This window comes from Azoarcus sp. Soil_N_20 (assembly GCF_057656155.1).
This window is the reverse complement of sequence record NZ_JBDGKX010000012.1, coordinates 142,502-160,840: the sequence shown is the minus strand read 5'-3', so window position 1 is coordinate 160,840 and position 18,339 is coordinate 142,502. Positions and strand designations below refer to the sequence as shown.

16 protein-coding genes are annotated in these 18,339 nt (G+C 61.5%); 9 read left to right on the top strand and 7 right to left on the bottom strand.

Going from position 1 to position 18,339, the window contains the following annotated elements; all coding sequences use genetic code 11:
* Positions 1-16 precede the first annotated feature (16 nt).
* From AC3A35_RS21245 to AC3A35_RS21230, 4 genes are read left to right on the top strand one after another with little or no spacing between them, the layout of a single operon-like run.
* Entirely contained in the window at positions 17-715 is a 699-nt protein-coding gene (locus tag AC3A35_RS21245) for an RraA family protein (RefSeq protein WP_487438343.1), read from the top strand.
* A complete protein-coding gene (locus AC3A35_RS21240) occupies positions 708-911 on the top strand; it encodes a hypothetical protein (RefSeq protein WP_487438342.1) in 204 nt (67 codons plus the stop codon). Before AC3A35_RS21245 ends, AC3A35_RS21240 begins: the two co-directional genes overlap by 8 nt.
* Entirely contained in the window at positions 904-2,322 is a 1,419-nt protein-coding gene (locus AC3A35_RS21235; protein ID WP_487438341.1) for an amidase, read from the top strand. Before AC3A35_RS21240 ends, AC3A35_RS21235 begins: the two co-directional genes overlap by 8 nt.
* A 51-nt stretch (positions 2,323-2,373) precedes the next feature.
* Complete coding sequence (locus AC3A35_RS21230) at positions 2,374-3,171, top strand: alpha/beta fold hydrolase (protein ID WP_487438340.1); 798 nt, start codon at positions 2,374-2,376, stop codon at positions 3,169-3,171.
* 149 nt (positions 3,172-3,320) lie between these two features.
* Here the strand turns inward: AC3A35_RS21230 and AC3A35_RS21225 are convergent, their stop codons facing one another.
* Complete coding sequence (locus AC3A35_RS21225) at positions 3,321-3,836, bottom strand: RidA family protein (protein ID WP_487438339.1); 516 nt, start codon at positions 3,834-3,836, stop codon at positions 3,321-3,323.
* 420 nt (positions 3,837-4,256) lie between these two features.
* Here AC3A35_RS21225 and AC3A35_RS21220 point away from each other — a divergent pair, with 420 nt between their 5' ends.
* Positions 4,257-4,760: a hypothetical protein gene (locus AC3A35_RS21220; RefSeq protein ID WP_487438338.1), complete on the top strand. Its 504-nt coding sequence runs from the start codon at positions 4,257-4,259 to the stop codon at positions 4,758-4,760.
* On the opposite strand, the gene AC3A35_RS21215 is transcribed toward AC3A35_RS21220, so the two are convergent.
* From AC3A35_RS21215 to AC3A35_RS21205, 3 genes are all read right to left on the bottom strand, one after another.
* Positions 4,748-6,424, bottom strand: coding sequence for a ShlB/FhaC/HecB family hemolysin secretion/activation protein (locus AC3A35_RS21215; RefSeq protein WP_487438337.1), 1,677 nt, complete (start codon positions 6,422-6,424; stop codon positions 4,748-4,750). The genes AC3A35_RS21220 and AC3A35_RS21215 overlap by 13 nt on opposite strands.
* Positions 6,425-6,467: 43 nt before the next feature.
* Complete coding sequence (locus AC3A35_RS21210; RefSeq protein WP_487438335.1) at positions 6,468-10,787, bottom strand: MBG domain-containing protein; 4,320 nt, start codon at positions 10,785-10,787, stop codon at positions 6,468-6,470.
* 951 nt (positions 10,788-11,738) lie between these two features.
* Positions 11,739-12,059 (bottom strand): GYD domain-containing protein, encoded by a 321-nt coding sequence (locus AC3A35_RS21205; protein ID WP_487438334.1) that lies wholly within the window; start codon positions 12,057-12,059, stop codon positions 11,739-11,741.
* A gap of 676 nt (positions 12,060-12,735) precedes the next feature.
* Between AC3A35_RS21205 and AC3A35_RS21200 the strand changes: the two genes are divergently transcribed.
* The gene (locus AC3A35_RS21200; protein WP_487438333.1) at positions 12,736-12,945 is read left to right on the top strand and encodes a hypothetical protein; all 210 of its coding nucleotides are present in this window, start codon (positions 12,736-12,738) and stop codon (positions 12,943-12,945) included.
* 133 nt (positions 12,946-13,078) lie between these two features.
* Here the strand turns inward: AC3A35_RS21200 and AC3A35_RS21195 are convergent, their stop codons facing one another.
* Positions 13,079-13,708 (bottom strand): SAM-dependent methyltransferase, encoded by a 630-nt coding sequence (locus AC3A35_RS21195; RefSeq protein ID WP_487438332.1) that lies wholly within the window; start codon positions 13,706-13,708, stop codon positions 13,079-13,081.
* Positions 13,709-13,998: 290 nt separating this feature from the next.
* Between AC3A35_RS21195 and AC3A35_RS21190 the strand changes: the two genes are divergently transcribed.
* On the top strand, positions 13,999-14,715 hold the full coding sequence (locus AC3A35_RS21190; protein ID WP_487438330.1) for a fumarylacetoacetate hydrolase family protein: 717 nt from the start codon (positions 13,999-14,001) through the stop codon (positions 14,713-14,715).
* Positions 14,716-14,734: 19 nt separating this feature from the next.
* Here AC3A35_RS21190 and AC3A35_RS21185 read toward each other — a convergent pair whose 3' ends face one another.
* Together AC3A35_RS21185 and AC3A35_RS21180 are read right to left on the bottom strand one after the other, a co-directional pair.
* Positions 14,735-15,700: a D-2-hydroxyacid dehydrogenase gene (locus AC3A35_RS21185; protein ID WP_487438329.1), complete on the bottom strand. Its 966-nt coding sequence runs from the start codon at positions 15,698-15,700 to the stop codon at positions 14,735-14,737.
* Between the two features lie 104 nt (positions 15,701-15,804).
* Positions 15,805-16,455 (bottom strand): HugZ family pyridoxamine 5'-phosphate oxidase, encoded by a 651-nt coding sequence (locus AC3A35_RS21180; protein ID WP_487438328.1) that lies wholly within the window; start codon positions 16,453-16,455, stop codon positions 15,805-15,807.
* Between the two features lie 113 nt (positions 16,456-16,568).
* Here AC3A35_RS21180 and AC3A35_RS21175 point away from each other — a divergent pair, with 113 nt between their 5' ends.
* Both AC3A35_RS21175 and AC3A35_RS21170 read left to right on the top strand, forming a co-directional pair.
* Entirely contained in the window at positions 16,569-16,985 is a 417-nt protein-coding gene (locus tag AC3A35_RS21175; RefSeq protein WP_487438327.1) for a CopG family transcriptional regulator, read from the top strand.
* 69 nt (positions 16,986-17,054) lie between these two features.
* Positions 17,055-18,317 carry an extracellular catalytic domain type 1 short-chain-length polyhydroxyalkanoate depolymerase gene (locus AC3A35_RS21170; protein WP_487438326.1) on the top strand — a complete coding sequence of 421 codons (1,263 nt, stop codon included), beginning with the start codon at positions 17,055-17,057 and terminating at the stop codon, positions 18,315-18,317.
* Positions 18,318-18,339 lie beyond the last annotated feature (22 nt).

The following is an 18,339-nucleotide window of genomic DNA, read 5'->3' as shown; positions in this document are numbered from 1 at the left end:
TAGAGGAACCATAGTCATGAACATGCAAACCGAAAAGACCCGTAGCCCGAGCGAGCTGGAAGATATCCGCAAACGCTATCTGGCGGTCGATACATCGAACGTAGCCGACGTGCTGGATACGCTCGGCTACTTCGAGCAGGGCTTGGCAGCCGAATTCTCGCCGTACCCGAGCGATGGCGGAAAACTCGCAGGCTGGGCCTACACGATTCGCGGCCAGATGACCCCCTATGGCCTCGGTGGCGATGCCGACAAAATGACGGCTTGCCAGGGTGTCAGATCCGGCGAGGTGACGGTGTGGAGCGGCGACGGTGACGGCATCTGCTACTTCGGAGAACTGATCGCGATCGGCATGAAAGAGCGCGGTTGCGTCGGATCACTGATCGACGGCGGTATCCGTGATGTCAGGTGGATCGGCGAACAGAACTTCCCGCTGTTTGCCCGCTATCGAACGCCTGTCCAATCTATCGGACGCTGGAAAGTGAACGCGTGTCAGGTCCCCGTTGCGCTTCGTGGTGCCACCAGCAAAACAGTCCAGGTCCATCCCGGGGATTTCATCCTTGGCGACGAAGACGGCGTCATCGTGATCCCACAAGAGATTGTGGAAAAGGTACTGGCCGAGGCAGAGGAACTCACCGAGAAGGAGCGCCAGATCCGCGTCGACCTTCAGGCCGGCCTGCCGCTTGCAGACGCGTTGGCAAAGTACGGACATGTCTGACCATCTGCCCGTGCGGCCTCAGGACATACAGGCCAATGCAGCACAGTTCGGCCTGAGCCTTGACGACAAGCGCGCACAGGAGATTGTCGCCGCGGTAGCTCCGGTACTCCTGCGGGTCCGGAGCTTGCCGTTGTCCGGCGACACGCCACCCGTCGCCTATGAAGATGCACTGCTGGCATGGTGGCACCATGAATGAGCTTTCTCTGTTGAGCGTGGACCAGCTGCGCAGCCAGCTGCAACGAGGCGACATCAGTCCGGCAGAGGCGACGGCCGCGTGCGTGGAGCGGTGCCGGGTCGTCGACGCCCATACGCACTGTTTCGCGAAGCTGGACGAAGACGGCGCCGCACGCCATGCGGCCAAGTTGCTGGACTCGCATCGCGCCGATCGGCCGAAAGGCATGCTGTGGGGAGTGCCGTACGCACACAAGGATGTCTTTCATACGAATGCGCGGCGCCCAGCGGCAGGTTCCCGGCTCGCCCGGCTGCCAATCATGGCCGGTGACATGTCGGTGTTGCATGCCTTGGAGCACGAGGGTGCCGTCGGCATGGGTGCCCTCGTGCTCGACGAGATCAGCTACGGTGCGACCGGCTTGAACGAACACTACGGCCACTGCCGAAATCCATGGGACACGCGCTTCATCAGTGGCGGCTCGTCAAGTGGAGCGGCAGCAGCAGTCGCCGCGCGCGCGCTCCCGTTCGCAATCGGCTCCGACACGGCAGGCTCGACCCGGATCCCGGCGGCCTTATGCGGCGTGGTTGGCTTCAAGCCGACCTTCGGCCGCCTGCAGACGGCCGGAATGGTGCCGTTGTCCCCGTCACAGGATACCGTCGGCCTGATCGCACGCACGGTGCTTGATTGCGGCTGGGTGATGGACGCAATGAGCCAGCATGCATCGCACGCAGTCCCGCCGGTTTCGACCATTCCCGGGATACGGCGGTGCCTTGAACAGCTTGCACCCCTCTCCGGGCTGCGTATCGGGGTCTGCCGCCATCCGTTCTTCATCACCCAAACCGCGGAAGCGGAAGGGATCCAGTTGCGCGCAATAAAGGTATTCGAACAACTCGGTGCCACCATTCGCGACCAGGCGCTGACCGGCGTCGAGGACTGTGACGCAGCGGCCACTGTCATTACCTGGGTGGAGGCAAGAGGCAACTATCTTGAAGAGCTGCGTACCAGCCCGGACAAGTTTTTGCCTTCGACGCGGTTGCGCCTTGAAACCGCGATCGCACCGACCGCCGATGACTATCATCGCGCCCGGGCGTACCGCGCTGTCGCGCTCAACCAATTCGTCCAAACGGCATTCTCCGAGGTCGATGTCCTGTTGGCGCCCACCGTGACGATACCCACGCCACGGCTCGACGTCATTGCCGCCGACCCGTCGGAAAGCGTCAAGACGACCACAGCATTCCTGCGCTCCAACAGATGCTTCAGCTATCTTGGCTTGCCGGCGCTATCCGTGCCAGCGGGTTTTTCATCCGACGGTTTGCCGGTCGGCCTGCAGCTCATCGGAAAGCCGTGGGCTGAAGCCCGGCTCCTGCAATGCGGCGCGGCATATCAGGGTGCCACCGACTGGCACACCCGGGTTCCTTCCCTGTCCCTGAATTGACTCTCCAGAGTCGAGAGATGCACAAGACGTTCGCGCAGACAGAGTAATGCCATGACAAAAATCAGAATGCTCAGCAATGGCGTGCGTCTAACGGACAGTGGGGCAGGGTACCCGGTGCTGCTCATCCATGGCATCAGCAACTTTAATCAGGCCTGGTCCGCGCAAAGAGAGGTCTTGGTTGAGCGCGGCTTCAGGGTACTGGTGCCAGATCTTCCCGGCCATGGGCGCTCCGCACCGCTAGATCAGAAGACGACCGTCGAAACGCTGGCACAAGCGATGGCATTGCTTCTGGACGAGATGAGCATTGCGCGCACCCATGTATGTGGCATTTCGCTTGGCGGAATGGTTGCAATGACTTTGGCATTGCGCTTCCCGAGCCGGGTGAACCGGTTAATTGTCGCTGACAGCACGGCTAGCTTTAATACCGATCACCATAAGAAACTGACTGCGCAGTGGCGCGCTCAGTTTCTCAGCAAAGATGGCCCGAGAAGGCGACTGGCGAGTACCTGGCCGATGCTCGTCAACGAACGCTTCAGTGAGTCGGAGAAAGGCAAAGACACGTATCGCGAATGGATGGTCAATGCGGAATCCGCGAGTGGCAGTTCATATGCCTATGTCTGCGAGGGCATGAACGAATACGATATCGAGAATGAGTTGCACGACATTGTGGCACCGACATGTGTCATTGTCGGTAGTGAAGACCGCATGCTCACGCCCGCGCACAACCAGGCGCTTGCCAGGAAGATTCCTGGCGCGCAGTTCAGTGTAATAGAGGGTGCCGCGCACCTTCCCAATGTAGACAGCTCCGCTCAGTTCAATGAACTCATGTTGAACAGCCTGTTGAACTGAGTAAGTACAAAGCCGCCGATGAAGCACGCCACATAAATCTGGCGCAGACAAGCGATCAGGCCGTGGAAATTACACCATGGAAGGTAAGCGACTACGGTCCATGCAATCGGCTTCGGGCACCAGCGCATTGCGCGCCGGTGACCCGACTCCTATCGCCGCCTGGCAGCGGTAACCGTCACCTCGACCAACCAGCCTGGAGGAACCAGCCTGATAACCTGTGCTCTTGTGCGTGCCGGGACATTCGGTTGATCGGTAGTCCCGAAGAACTGATTGTACGCACTGGAGAAACCTCGGAAGTCGGCTTCGCCTTCGTTTCTCGGATCGCCGACAATTAGCGCCTGCATATTGACTATGTCGCCCATCTGGAAGCCCCTGCGCGCGAGTATTTCCTTTATTTGACGGAGGACGCTCCGGGTTTGCGTCTGCGTGTCACCATACCTTTCAACGGAATCTGCGGGTGCATTCGCGTCCGTCACTTCCGGTCCGACGCCGCTCAAGATGATCTGCTCAGCTGCTGCTGGCAATTCGATTGCTTCGGCGAATTCGCGTGCCCAGGGTTCAACCAGATGAGCGGCGTTCTTGTGCCGGATGATTTGTTCGTTCGCGGTGACTGTCATGGGAGTAATGAGAATTGCGGTGAGCAATAGTGCGCCAATTTTTTGCATGGAAGATCTCTATATTGCCGATTCAGGAATAGGGTCTGCCGATAGGAGGGCTGCCCGCATAGGCCGTTAAGCCACAGGGTCAATTTTGGAAGTGCGCTCGACCGACCACAAGCGACTTTAGTCAGGATATGCATGCGCATTGCTCATGCGTTGCGCTGGCTGTGCGGCCCAGATAGAAGTCATCGAATGCAGGAAAACTGAAACCCTTACTTCCGCGTCACTGGAGCCGGTACGGCAAGCATCGCTTCCGGATCGAAGGGTTCGTATACGTAGGGTACTCATTGCCGACGTAACGGATGCTGCGCAGCGTGTTTGCGGCGCGTTTCCGGGCCTCCGCGCCTGACAACATCACGCGGCCGCCGACCCCTCGGAGCCACCCAGATCTCGGCCGTGACCTGGTAGGTTGTCGGCAAACGCGCATTGCATGCTGTAAGCGCCCGATTCCCGAGCCCACGCCGAGCCTTCGCGCGCAAGGTCGAACGTGGCGAACTGCAACTGCCCGACGGCTGCTTCATCAATTGCGACCTGCAACTCATCGAGTTCCTGAAGGCGCTCGACAGCGATAGTGCGGCAAAGGAATACGAAGCGCTCAAGGGCGCGCCCGCCCGCGGGCCCACGCTCGCCGGGTTCTATCGGGCCGGTGCCGGCATCACCCGCATGCGCCAGCAGCACGGCGCCTGGTTCGAGTTCGTGCTCGATCAGAAAGACCTGTCCGACGAGGCGGCTACGGTCGCCATTGCGCAAAGGCGCTTCCTGCGCGAACTCGAAACCTCGGCCATGACCAGGCGCTACAAGAGGGTCTTGCTCGAAGCCCTGCAGGAACTGAATGGCTGGCAGAGTCCGCCATCGCTGCGGGTGTGCCTGATGAGTGAGCGTCACGGATCCGCCACAGGACGGAACAACCAGTTAAATCAGAACCGATAAGCCATCGACATCCAGAAGCGTGGATTGCGGTCCTTGGTGTCCGAATCCGGCTTGCCTCCGTGCGAACGCCAAGCGACATTGGCGTCCAGGCTCCAGGCGTCGCGGTTGTAGCGCACCCCGCCCCCCTCGCCGCTCAGTGAACGGTGGTTCGGATCTGGAGGTGAAGCAAGGCCGCCCGTCCGGGCATTGACTTTCACCCAGCCAGCGTCGTGAAACAGGTAGGGACTGAATGCCCCCATTGTGTAACGGACCTCCAGTTGCACCAGCCAGCCCTCGTCGCCAAATCCTTCGCCACTTGGATAGGCACGCACGCCATTGGGCCCACCCAGGCCGAACCCCTCCGAGGAGTCCAGGTTATTGCCCGCCCACTGCGATGAGACGCGGCCGAACAGGATTAGGTTGGGTGCCGGTGTCGCCTGCACACGGGCGATGTCGAGGTTCCATTTGTCAAAGCTGCCGCGCGTATCCTGGCCGGTGCTGCGGTCGTCGTTTTCCAGCCGGCTGCCGAGTCTTAGGTGGCCAGTGGTGTAGGACAGGCTCCCATAAGTGATGCCGCCGCCCCCCAAGCTGTCGCGCTGGTCGAAGTTGAGCGCGATGGGCAGACTATCGCTGGATTTGCTGTCGTCCGTGGCCGCCACGCCCAGCTTGTCGTTGAGACGCTTGTGCTGGTACGTCGCCGCCAAAGTCAGGTTGGTGCGCTGCGACCGGACGATGGGATAGGTCACCCCAAATGTGCTGACCCTGGCCGTACCTGTTGCATCGAGGTCTGCAAACTCCTCGCCAAGTTGGTAGGCGGTGTGTGCATAACCGATGTTGCCACGCAAGCCGCTCGCACCCAGCGGCAGGCTGTAACTCAGGCTACCGAGCCACAGGTCCTCTTCCGAATACAGCACGCGGGCGATCAACTGGTCACCAAAGGTGAACGGACTATCCCACTGCACATTGGCCCGCAGGCGGTGGGCGCCGGTGTAGCGGTTGCCGTGGTTATCCAGACCGATGTCACCCGAAATACCCGGCGTACGCTCCACCCGCACATCCAGATCACCCGTGCCCACCTCCTGCCCGGGGCGGATGATCGGGGTGATCGTGATGCCCGGCTGGTCATCGAGGATCAGGGTGGTGCGTTCCAGTCGGGCGCCCTCGATGACAGCACCGCGCTCAAGCGGCCTCAGGAAACCGGTTGCAGAAGCTACCAGCGCATCGTCACCCTGAGCCTGAACCGCGCCATAGCGTCCCTCGAGCACCTCAATGCGGAGCAGGCCGTCGGTGCCGGCTTGTTGGGGCAGATAGGCGCGGGCAAAAGGGTAGCCGTTGGCGCGGTAATGCGCCGAGATGCGGTCCGTCAGTCCGCGCAGCCCTGCCAGATCGTAGGCTTTGCCTGCAAACTCGCCTAGCGTGGCGATCAATTCGGCCTCGCTGAACACGGTATTGCCACCAACCCTGACGGCCTGCACCGTCACCTGCGCACCGCCGGGGGCAGTGGGGGCGACCGTCGGGCTTTGCAGGTCGATGGCCGGGCCGGTCTGCGGCACATGCGGCGCTTGTTGTTGCTGTTGTTGCAGGGTCTGGCCGGCATCGGGAGCGATTTGCGCAAGAACTGGGGTCGCGAAACTGGACCCAATCGCCAAGGCCAGTAGCGATGGGCTAACGGTGCATTTTTTCATTTTTCAACTCTCGCTCCGAGTAAGTCAGGCGGGCGGTCAGGGCTTAGCGGCCAGAACGGCGAATCACCGCATCTTCATCATCAGCATCAACAGCGACTTGCGGAAGATTGATGCCACCCCGCACCACGAAGATGGACATGAAGTTGGCGGGCGCAATACCGCTCTCACTCACCCCGAAAGCATTTACGGCGCTGGAGTCGGTAAGCTCAGAATCACTATCGACTGGAACCAGAACCAGACCATCGCCGAAACCGAGACTGAATGAAGTTTCACCAAAGGACGTATTTAGTTGATTGGAAACTTCTTGGGGGATTAAAGTTTGTGCGCTGGCAACAGAGGCGTCAATTGACTGTGATCGATGAATCGTGAAGGCACCGTTGCTGACGGTTATCAAATAATTGCCATTGGCCAACTGGTTTGCGTCGATGATATAGGTACCGATATCTTCACCCGTCTCACGGGTGAGTTCCCCGCCCAGGGTGTCGCTGGCCACAAGACTGCCACTCGTCACCCGCCAGGTCTGCGCCGGATCGACGCCACCAAAGACCTTCGCCTTGTCATCGGCCTTCACCGTGATTGGACGCTGAGCGATGGTCAGCGTGCCGTTGTCGGCGGTGATCAGGTAGTTTCCGTTGGCCAGGGCGCTCGCGTTGATCGTGTAGGTGCCAACGTTTTCACCGGTTGCGCGCGCAAGTGCGCCCAGGGTGTCGCTGCCCACCAGGCTCCCGCCGATGATAGTGTACGTCAGGATCGGGTCGGCGTTGCCGTAGATCTTGCTCAGGTCGTCTGCCGTGACCGTGATCGACCGCTGGCCGATGGTCAGCGTGCCGTTGTTGGCGGTGATCAGGTAGTTGCCGTTGGCGAGGGCGTTTGCATTGATGGTGTAGCTGCCGACGCCTTCACCGGTTGCGCGGGTTACGCCGTTCAAGGTGTCGCCACTCACGAAGCTGCCGCTTGTCACCAGCCAGGTCAGAGTCGGGTCATCATCACCGTAGGTCTTGCTTTTGTCGTCAAACACCACCGTGATCGGACGCTGGCCGACGGTCAGCGTGCCGTTGTTGGCGGTGATCAGGTAGTTGCCGTTCGCAAGCGAGCTGGGGTTGATTGTGTAGCTGCCCACGTTCTCACCCGCTACGCGAGTTAGAACACCACTGAGGTTATCGCCAGTCACCAAGCTACCAGACGTCACCTGCCAGGTCAGCGCCGGGTCGGCGTTACCATAGATCTTACTCAAGTCATCCGCAGTCACCGCGATTGGCCTTTGTGTGATGACTGCCGAAACGGGTGGAGGTATGCTCAATCTGTAGTTTGCATTATCAACCGAGAGCGAATTGAACCCAATCGATGAGGCCAAAGCAACGCTTGCAGAATTATATTGAAGATTGCCGAGGATGTTGATTGCATCTCCGACATAAGGCTTGCCGTCACCTGCAGAACCTGCTCCGGGCGATAACGCCTCTCTCAGATTCGGCGCAATATCAAACAATGCCGCCACGCCTCGATCGTAAACCTTCGATGTCGCAACTTGATAGCCCTCCAGTTGTAGCACTTTTGGGTTAATAAGCAATTCACCCTTATTGCTGAAAGTCTGATTGAGTAAGATATCCTCCGTCAATCCGGAACCGACGAATCCATCAACGAGATTGATGCCAATATCAGAATAGACACCCGCATTGATAAAAGAAGTGGCGGACTGACCTTCATACTCGAAAAGGAAATCTGAAGTGGCAGTCAAACTACCGCCATTGGACAGGCTTGCAGTTGGAAACAGCGAATTCAAAGCCCAAGGGCTACCGTTGTAGGTAACGGTTTGACGCCCTCCAAGGTCATATGTTACCTGCGAGGCGGATGTGGCGACATTATTCGCCACATCACCAATGAGGCTTGCCGGTGCGGCTGCGTAATACCATGTCAGACTTGATGACTGACTTTCAGTCATGTCTCCAAAGTTGACATAAAGGGCGTACGAACCGTCACCTCTCGTTGATATGGCCGTTGTGTTCGGGTTTCGAGTAGTCGAATTGGTGAATGAGCAACAGCTTGCGTGGGTCACGCGGGTCGCGGCGTCTATCGAGTAAAAGAGGATGGACGCACCACCAGCAGGATTCGCATCCGAGCTGGCGTCTTCGTCAATCTTCAGGACGTTGCCCGGCGCACCTGCTGTTGCAATGGGCGTGAACACACCATCAATAAAGTTCCCGGCCCATTTGGTTGGACCGTCATTTGTCGCAACATAATCATCTCGTGTACCCACCCACAATCCGACATTCGTCAAGCCCTGCGCACCTGCAGTGACAGTCGTGTCGATACGGATGAATGCATCTGACGGCCCCAAGAGGAATTTATTCTTGACGGTAACAGGCTTGCCATTGACCGTCGAATTGATGGACGCAACCAGCTCGCCAGCACCTTTTACACCAGGGCCTGGTCCAAAACCGACACCGGGTTTATAGCGAGAAATATCAATAAAACCCGACGAAACGGGATAGCTCGTTTGAGTGTTTACAAAACCAGAATTTCCATTCCATCGCGCACCGCCAACCCCTTCGCCGACCTCAGTATCCAGCGGGAAATTGGAAAAGGTTAGCTTGAAGTAACCATCCCGTCCTGAAGTAATATTATCGAAGTAATAAGGTTGATCAAGCAAGCCTTGAGTGTTGATTGCAGACTTGTTGATTGTTGGTCCAAATCTCAGAAATCCATTATTCAAAACAAGATCGTTCCAAGTGCCGCTACCGCCCTTTTTCCACTCGAATTTTGAAGTTGAAACGTTACTGGTGGTTGCTGGCAAGGGTATTTTGACGCTTACGCCAGAAGCCACCCGATAGGCTGCTCCAAGCCCATCTGCAGAGCCCTGACCAAAAGCAACACTCAACACGCCGCCAGAAGACGCGTCCAGATTCGCATTGATTCGTACATCGCGGTGTGCAATCAAGGACAGTTTATTGACGCCCCACGAGATGGGGTCGTTAACGTAAATATCACCAAAACCTGATGCCCCAGACCCACAACCCACTACACCGGCACAAGATGCTTCACTCCCAAACGTCTGTATGGTTACGTTGCCGCCAGCAAGCGCCGACTCGACGGCAGTTGCAGTGATATCTCCGCCGGCGTTAGCTATGGTGAAATCAAATGGGTCAATCAGCCATTCACCCGCTGTCCCATTCGAAGATGCAGTTGTCACCGAAGCGTGGTCATTGATCTTGACTCTGGCTGCGCTGGTCTCGATGAAACCCCCATCTCCAGCATGAGGTGCTGAAGCGTCCAACGTACCAGCCACCTCAATGCGACCATTCTCCATGTCGCCCATCAGGAAGATCTCGCCCATTACACCGGAGGCCAGGGTGTGTGCCTCAGTGACGCCGGTGTGATTGATGACGGTGCTGACCAGATCGCCCGCTGCCTTGGCGGTGAGATAGACGTAGCCGCCATCGGCCTTGATGGCGCCGCCCTGTTCGATCAGGGCATCAATCGCGCCTTGATCCACCTGGATCTTGACCGGTCCGCCGAGGTCGAGCGTGACCTTGCTGCCGGCGCCAAACAACACATTTCCGAGCTCAGCGGTCAGGGTGCCGTCGTTGGTGATTCTGGCTGCGATCAGGGCAATGGTGCCGCCCGTCGCAGCGGTGATATTGCCCTGATTGATGATGGCGTTACTGCTGGCGCCATCGAAGGTGTAGTTGCCCGACATGAAATTTGCCGTGCTGATGTCGAGCGTGGAGGCGACGATTCCGCCCACATCTACCTGCGCGCCAGGGGCGAAGAGCACGCCGTTGGGGTTGATCAGGAAGACCTGGCCGGTGGAGGTGACCCTGCCGTAGATCTGGCTGGCATTGGTGTCGAGCACGCGGTTGAGCGTGGCGCCACCGGTGGGCTGCTGGAAGTGCACATGTGCGGCACTGCCGACGTCGAAGGTTTGCCAGTCGATGGCGGCACGCCGGGTGGTCTGGTGAACGTCCATGCGACTGTTACCGCTGCTGATGGCAGCCTCGCCAGCCACCACACTGCCACCGCTGGGTATTTCGTTGATGCCTGGGGCGGCCAGTACACCTCCGGATGCGAGCACACTCGCAAGGGCGGCCGCGCGGCGGAGGCTGCGCGAGGAGTTCTCCTTGCCATGCGCCCTGCCGGTTTCGCACACCCCTTGCCAGACAGACTTGGCGGCGTTCCAGACGACGCGATAGACGCGGTTCAGTGATCCGCTGCTTTTCATGACCTGCCTCTCGAAGAGAATTCTCAACTTATCAATGCTGTGGCGACGGGCATCGGTAAAAATGATGAAGTCTGAGATAGGATGCGGGAAGGAGTTTTCGACTCGGCGGTGGTCTGCATTCGTTCCTTCGCGCAGATCGACGAGCAAATTTCATGTGGACGCAGTCAATATCAACTCCCTCGTCCTGTCCTTGGCATAACTCCTGCGGAAGTTCAGCGCCGCTGTGGAGTTCGCTCAACAAGCGCGACCCGTACTCCTGGCGCAAGCCAGCTTCACGGACATTCATCGTTAGTCCTACTTTGCGAGAGCTGCGAAGTAGAATGCGCCTATGCAAAATGCAGTTTTTTGCCCTTGGCTGTCTGTACGGTAGAAAACATTATTCGCCCGTTCCCTGCTCACGCGGCCATGCCGTCGCCAAGCCAACCGGCCGCGATGCCACGCGACAGGTCGATGCCCGGGGCGCGCCTACGGCCGAGGGAAGCCCTCTTGGCGGACGCGTGCCATTCCGCTAGTGTCCTGAGTTAGAGATCTATTACTAAGAAGTGCACGGGTTTCCGTACATAAGGCAGACGAGCAGCAGTTGATGGTTGGTTCGCAATTGGCGGCTCCACCGTCGAACCTGCCCTTCAACCTGTGCGGGATCGACCTGCTCCTGTGGATCGTGTGCTGCCGGGCGCGGTCTGGGAATCGACTGCTCACCGCGAGGTGTGCCGACTGGCGGGCGTTAACGGCCGAAGGCGACCAATTTCCGTCATTGAAAGAGGCGGGAAATGCGCTCGTGAGTGGGCCGGTCTAGCTCAGAATCGGACGCTTGAGCCGTCGTTACGCACGCCGGCATTGGCCAACCGTGCCGGTCGCAAACTTCCTGTTTGAGTTGATCCGGGATGGCAGCCTTCTGAGCCAGGCCGAACTCGCCCCCCTTTTTGCGACTAAGCATTTGTCACGCAGCCGAGGTCACCGATCCGGGCTGATCGGCTGTCCGGTCACCGTTCGGATCATGACCGTCCCCGGATTTCGTTGCAACGCGAAGCCGGCAGGAAAGTTCTGGCGCGGCCCCTGTCCCACGTTCCTGCCGCGCCGACTCAATGTTTCAGTGCTTCAGCGACCCGGCGGCCGATACTCAACGGCCTTCTTGCTTGCCTTGTCCACGTCCTCCGGTGACATCAGCACAACAGTTTTCACGCTGGCCCCACCACTCTGATTGACTGCGAGTGCAACGGCAGCAGCGCTGATGCTGTCCGGGATATCAGCAATGACGTACGCGTCGATGTCGCCGAATGCGAAGTAGAAGCTCTCCAACTTCCCACCCAAACCTTCCGCCATCGCTGCAACCGCAGCACGGCGCCCGGAACCACCTTCGCGGACAAGCCCTTTGGCCCCTTCAGCTGTGTAACGTGCTTCGAAGAGATACTTAGCCATCCCGTTCTCCATATCGTGAGCTAATCGCCCAAGACTGGCGTAGCAAAAGCGCGACGGACGCACGGGCGAATCCTCAGTATAGGAGTCGAAATCACCATTACCCACCGAACTTGACCTACGCGAGCGCCACGAGGCGTCTTTTTATCAATTCGATAAAGCGGAGCCTGACTGATGGTCCTCATAGAAGCAGTCATTTTCGCTAAAGCGGCAACCGCTGACTGACGAGGGACCGCTTCGGCCGACGAATCGGAGACGATGGCGGTCGGGCGAATGACCACTGAGCCTCAGCAAGTGGCCCTTCGTTCACTCGAAACCCGAATAGCTCTTGTGGGTCGAGTGCCGATGAAGAGCGTCGCTGACCACGAGCATTGGTGCCGCCTCGGTCACGAGGGGGATTTCTGGCTGGCGTCACCCCGCGGCGCCGTCTTGCAGGTGTTGGGTAGCACCGCACAGATGCGGGGCTCTGCCGGATCCCTTCCACCACCCCGCGCCGCATTGCGCTTCGCGGAATTGCGGTCATCCCGGCGGTCGCACCCGGAACCCAACAATTGCGCGGCCACGTCGACGGTCGTCCAGCCATTCTCCGCAACCGGCACGCTCCATGCTCCTGTCCAATCGAGCACTGCAACATGCTCGATTGAAACCACACTCGTTAATTCGCAATCAGGAGAAAGCCATGAGCACGCTGATGATCAAGGACTTGCCGCCGCTCGACATCGAGCAGCAAGGCGAGGAAACCACGACGATTCGCTCACTCTCGCGGGAGGAGCTGCGCCAAGTATGGGGCGGGCGTTACGCGGTGGGGATGTTGAACGGCGACGAGAACAACCTCGTGACCTTCGACATAGACAAGTGGAATTTTGAGCAATTCATGCGTGGAGCATGAGCCTCGAAGTAATCATTTAGCCGGCAATCAAATAGCCGCCAGCAGGCTGTCCGCATCGCAGGGATGCCGATCATCGACCCATGGTCGGCATGGATGCCGGACAGCCGCATCCTGCTCTTTGCCCACTCCTGGGCTACCCCGGCTTGCGCGCGACCATCCCGATCAGCGCCGACCGCCCCTTGTGCCCCGCGCCCTCGGAAACGTCGTCCTCGTACTCCACCATCTCCTCGATCTGCCAGTCGGCAAATGCGGCGCGCAAGTCGTCCTCGGTGTACAGGTTCTCTACGTCAGGTGGTCCGCCGGTGCGGTATTCGAGCTGTTTGGGGGTATAGCCCTGGAGCAGGATGCGGCCGCCGGGGCGGGTGAGTTGCTTCATGACCTCGAACTGTTTGTCGCGCCACTCGGGGCCGACAAACTGGATGAAGATGCCGATCACCCAGTCGAAGGCGTCGTGCATGTCGGCGGGGGGCCAGCCCGGGGCGAGCATGTCGGCCTGGATGAAGCGGACCTGGGTGCTGCGCCCGTTGGCAAGGCGGCGGGCTTTTTCGACGGCGATGGCGGAGATCTCGACGGCGGTCACTTCCAGTCCCTGTTCGGCCAGCCAGACCGAGTTCCGGCCTTCGCCGTCGGCCACCGACAGCGCGGTGCGGCCGCTTTGTAGCAGCTCCTGGCGATGCGCGAGAAAGCGGTTGGGCTCGGTGCCGAACAGGTAGGCTTCGCCGGCGTCGCGGTAGCGGGCGCTCCAAGTGGTTTCCTGGTTCATGGGAGAACTCCTCGGTCATCGTGATGGTTCCGGATGTGGCAACGCCGTGTTTTCTTCAACGGCTGGGGGCCCGTTTTGGCCGACACCGGGGGCCTGGCCACCCTCGGAGCATAGATCATCGTGCGCGGCGGGGCTCTCAGAATTACGCCGTGGATCGTCGGCAGGGGTGGCGACGTGCAGCGCTGCTGCGGCAATGCAATTGCAGGCGGGAGTGGCGGCAGGCTGGGGCGGGCGTTATCCTCGGTGGCCTTGGAGCCTGATCAATCGATGTGCTTGCCGGAGGTGTCGTGGTGACTGTTCAATCGACCGAGTCGTTCGTGTTTCCCCCCGTTGTGCCCAGCCTGGCGATCAGCGATAGCGCGGCGCGCTTCCCGGTGCGGCGGGTGTATTGCATCGGCCGCAACTATGCCGACCATGCCCGCGAGATGGGGCACGATCCCGATCGCGAGCCGCCGTTCTTCTTCAGCAAGTACGCCGACAGCCTGCTGCCCGACGGCAGCGTGTTTGCCTATCCGCCGCAAAGCACCGACGTCCATCACGAGGTGGAGATGGTGGTGGCGATCGGCCGCGGGGGCGCCGACATTGCGCCGGAGGCGGCGCTGGAGCATGTGTTCGGCTATGCCGTGGGCCTCGACATGACGCGGCGCGACCTGCAGGCCGAGGCCAAGCGCATGGGCCGGCCGTGGGAGATCGGCAAGGCCTTCGACGGCGCGGCGCCGTGCTCGGCGATCGTGCCGGCGGCGCACATCGGTCACCCGTCCACCGGCGCGATCTGGCTCGAGGTCAATGGCGAGCCGCGCCAGCGCGGCGACATCGGCGACCAGATCTGGCGCGTGCCCGAGCTGATCGCCCATCTGTCGCGCTACTTCGTGCTCGAGGCGGGCGACCTGATCTTTACCGGCACGCCGGCGGGGGTAGGGGCGGTGAAGGTGGGCGACCGCCTGCACGGCGGGGTGGATGGCATCGGCACGATCACGATCGAGGTCGGGCCGGCGCGGCAGCGGTGAGCTGCAGGGCCGGGGCTTTTCAGCCTGTGGCCTGCACCAGGTTGCGCGGCTGTCCGGCGACGAAGGCCTCGATGTTGTCGATCAGCTGATCGGCCAGCGCCTGCTGGGCCTCGTCCGAGGCCCAGGCCACGTGCGGGGTCAGGATCACGTTGGGACGGCGGGCGATGCGCAGAACGGGGTTGTCGTCGGCGGGCGGTTCGCCGTCGGTGACGTCGAAGCCGGCGCCGCTGATCAGGCCCTCGTCCAGCGCGCGGACCAGATCTTCCTCCACCACCAGGCCGCCGCGCGCGGTGTTGATCAGCAACGGGCGGCGGGTCATGGCGCGGAATTCGGCCATCCCGATCAGGCCGCGGGTCTGCGGCGTCAGCGGGCAGTGCAGGCTGAGGATGTCGCTGCTGGCGATCACCTCGTCCCACGGCATGTAGCCGGCACCGACCTCGATTGCGCCCTTGCGCGCGGCGAACACCGGCTCCATGCGGAAGGCGCGGGCGATCTCGGCCACGCGCTCGCCGAGCACGCCCCTGCCGATGATGCCCAGCCGGGTGCCGGCGAGGTCGCGGATCGGATGGCTGAAGAAGCAGAACTGCCCGGCCTTCTGCCACTCGCCGGCGAGCACGTCGTCGCGAAAGCCCACCAGATTGCGGCGCAGGGCAAGGATCAGCGCAAACACGTGTTCCGGCACGGTGTTGACGGCGTAGCCGCGGATGTTGCTGACCGCAATTCCGAGGCGTTGGCAGGCCGCCTTGTCGATACCGTCGGTGCCGGTGGCCGCCACCGCGACCAGGCGCAGATCGGGCAGTTGCGCCAGGGTCTCGGCGCCAAGCGGCACCTTGTTGGTGATCGCGATGGTGGCGCCGGCCAGGCGGGCGACGACTTGGTCCGCGCGGCTGCGGTCGTGTTCGGTCAGCGTGTGGGCAAAGGACGGACGGCGCAGGCGGATTTGCGGCGCCAGGGCGGCACGGTCGAGAAAGACAATCTTGTGCATGATTCGGTCCGTGATGTCGGGTTTATCGATGGTGCCCGGCTTCCGTCACGACCGCCGCCGGGTGAGGTCGTGGCGGCGGTTTGCGCCCGGTGCGGGCGCGGGCGTCAGGCGAGGCCCGGGGCCATGCGCACGGCAACCTTGGTGAGCGACTCCTCCGGCAGCGGCGCCCCCGGAAATCGCTGCCGCTTGCGCTCGCCCGCGACTTCGTAGTCGATGCCGAAGCAGTCCGCGCCCAGGAGTTTGACGCTCGAGGCGACCTTCATCGCCGCCTCCTGGATCACGCGCGCTTCATCCTTTGCCGGCAGTCGGGGCAGGGCGGCCCAGTCCTCGCTTTCCAGCCAGCCCATCTTGCCCACGCCGCCGATGTATCGCACCCGCCGTGGATTGAGCCGGAAGAACGCAAAGTCGAGCGCCAGGAGCTGCTCGGCTCTCGGCTCGTAACGCAGGTATCGAGCGCGGAGCTCGGGCGCAGGCTCGAACAGCCCGGCGTCGGCGACGAACGTGAGTCGTGGCGAGTCGTGTACGTCGGTCGCGCCGGCCTGAAGGACCGAGAAGCTCGCCCTGGGATCGGCGAGCAGGTTCCTGGTGTGCTCGGCCAGTGCGCTGACGCAGATCACCGGGCGGTGTGCCTCGTCGAGCACGTACGGCACCAGGGTGGCAAACGGATAGCCCGGTATCGACCCCGAGTTGGTCGCCAGGGTGCCGTAGTGAGCCTCGTGCAGCAGGGCAAGGGCGGGTTCGGGGGGGAGTTTCACTGGAGTTCCAGAAAGGGGCGCGTGGAAAGCAGTGTCGCCGAAACTTGACAGGGACGTCCAGTGGCGTACGATGCCATCCATACAGATGGTAATCAGATGGTAAGGAGATGGAAATGAGCGTCCACGAACTACGTGTGAAAGCCGGTGAGGCGAGCGAAAAGATCACCATCAATCTCGGCGTGATCGACCTCGGGCAGATCGATCTGCTGGTGCAGGAAGGTTTCTATTCCAACCGCACCGATTTGATCCGCACCGCGATTCGCAACCAGCTCGCGACCCACGCCGAGGTGGTGCGCGAGACCGTGGCGCGCAAGACTTTCGTTCTCGGCCTGCAGCACTACGGCCGCAGCGATCTCGAAGCGGTGCAGGCGGCCGGACACAAGCTGCAGATCCAGGTGCTGGGCCTTGCCAGCATCGCCAACGACGTCACACCCGAACTCGCCCTCGCCACGATCGACTCGATCGTCGTGCTGGGGGCATTTCATGCCAGCCCCGCGGTCAAGGCCGCGCTGGCCGACCGTATTCACTGATCGCCGTCCCGGCGAAACCCCGTGCGGCCGATCCCTGGCTGCACCGACGTGACAGGAGACTTGTCCGCAATGAACGCACCAATGAATCCCGCAATGATGGAAGCCCTTCGCCTGACCCAGGCCGGGCGTCTGGCCGAGGCCACCGCGCTCATCCAGAGCGCGCTCGGCGGCACCCCCTTCCATGCGCCCGCTGCCGACCGCCCCGCCCAGGGGGCGGAAGTGCCGCTCGGCGACGACGTCTTTCTGCTCGACGCCGAACCCGCCGTGACCGACGAGCGCCGGCCGCCCGAAGCGCACTTCCAGCGGGCGCACGCAGCGGGCGCGTCGATGCACGCAAGGCGTCCGTGGCCCCGGGTCGATGCCGACGCGCTGCGCACCCAATGGCGCGGATTCCACGGCCCGCTGAGCGAGCCGGCCGTGGCCGTCGATCCGCTGTCGGATGGCGCACGCTTCATCACCGAGTCCTACACCAACGCGGCCGGCACGCGCAGCTACAAGCTGTATGTGCCGAGCGGCTACGACGGCCAGCCGCTGCCGCTGGTCGTCATGCTCCACGGCTGTACCCAGAATCCGGACGATTTTGCTGCCGGTACGCGGATGAACGAACTCGCCGAGAAGCAGCCCTGCCTGATCGTCTATCCGGCTCAGCCGCCGTGTGCCAACCCGTCGAAGTGCTGGAACTGGTTCAAACCGGGCGACCAGCAACGCGATGGCGGCGAGCCGTCGATCATTGCCGGCATCACCCGCCACGTGCGTGACACCTACGCCGTCGATCCGCAGCGGATCTACGTTGCCGGCCTGTCCGCAGGCGGGGCGATGGCGGTGACGATGGCGATCAGCCACCCGGAGCTGTACGCGGCGGTGGGCATCCATTCGGGGTTGCCGCACGCGGTGGCGGGCGATCTGCCGTCGGCGCTGGCAGCGATGCAGCAGGGCGGAACCGGCCCGGGCGGGCGGCGGTCAGGGAAACGTGCCGCGGCGCACCCGGTTGCGGCCATCGTGTTCCATGGCGATCGGGATACCACGGTCCATCCGGGCAATGGTGACCAGGTCATCGCGCAGTGCGCCGGTGCCGCCGCGGCGACGGGGGGCCGCGATCCGCAGCTGACGGTGGAGAAAGGACAGGTGGCGAATGGTCATGCGTACACGCGCACGATCTACCATCAGCCGAAGGGCGCGGCGGTCGCGGAGCATTGGCTCATCCACGGGGCCGGGCATGCGTGGTCGGGCGGGAGTGCGCGCGGCTCCTACACCGATCCCAAAGGGCCCGACGCGACCCAGCAGATGATGCGTTTCTTTCTCGAACACCCGCACAACAAGGTGTCCGCGTAGCGCCCGAATGGGGGTCTTAAAG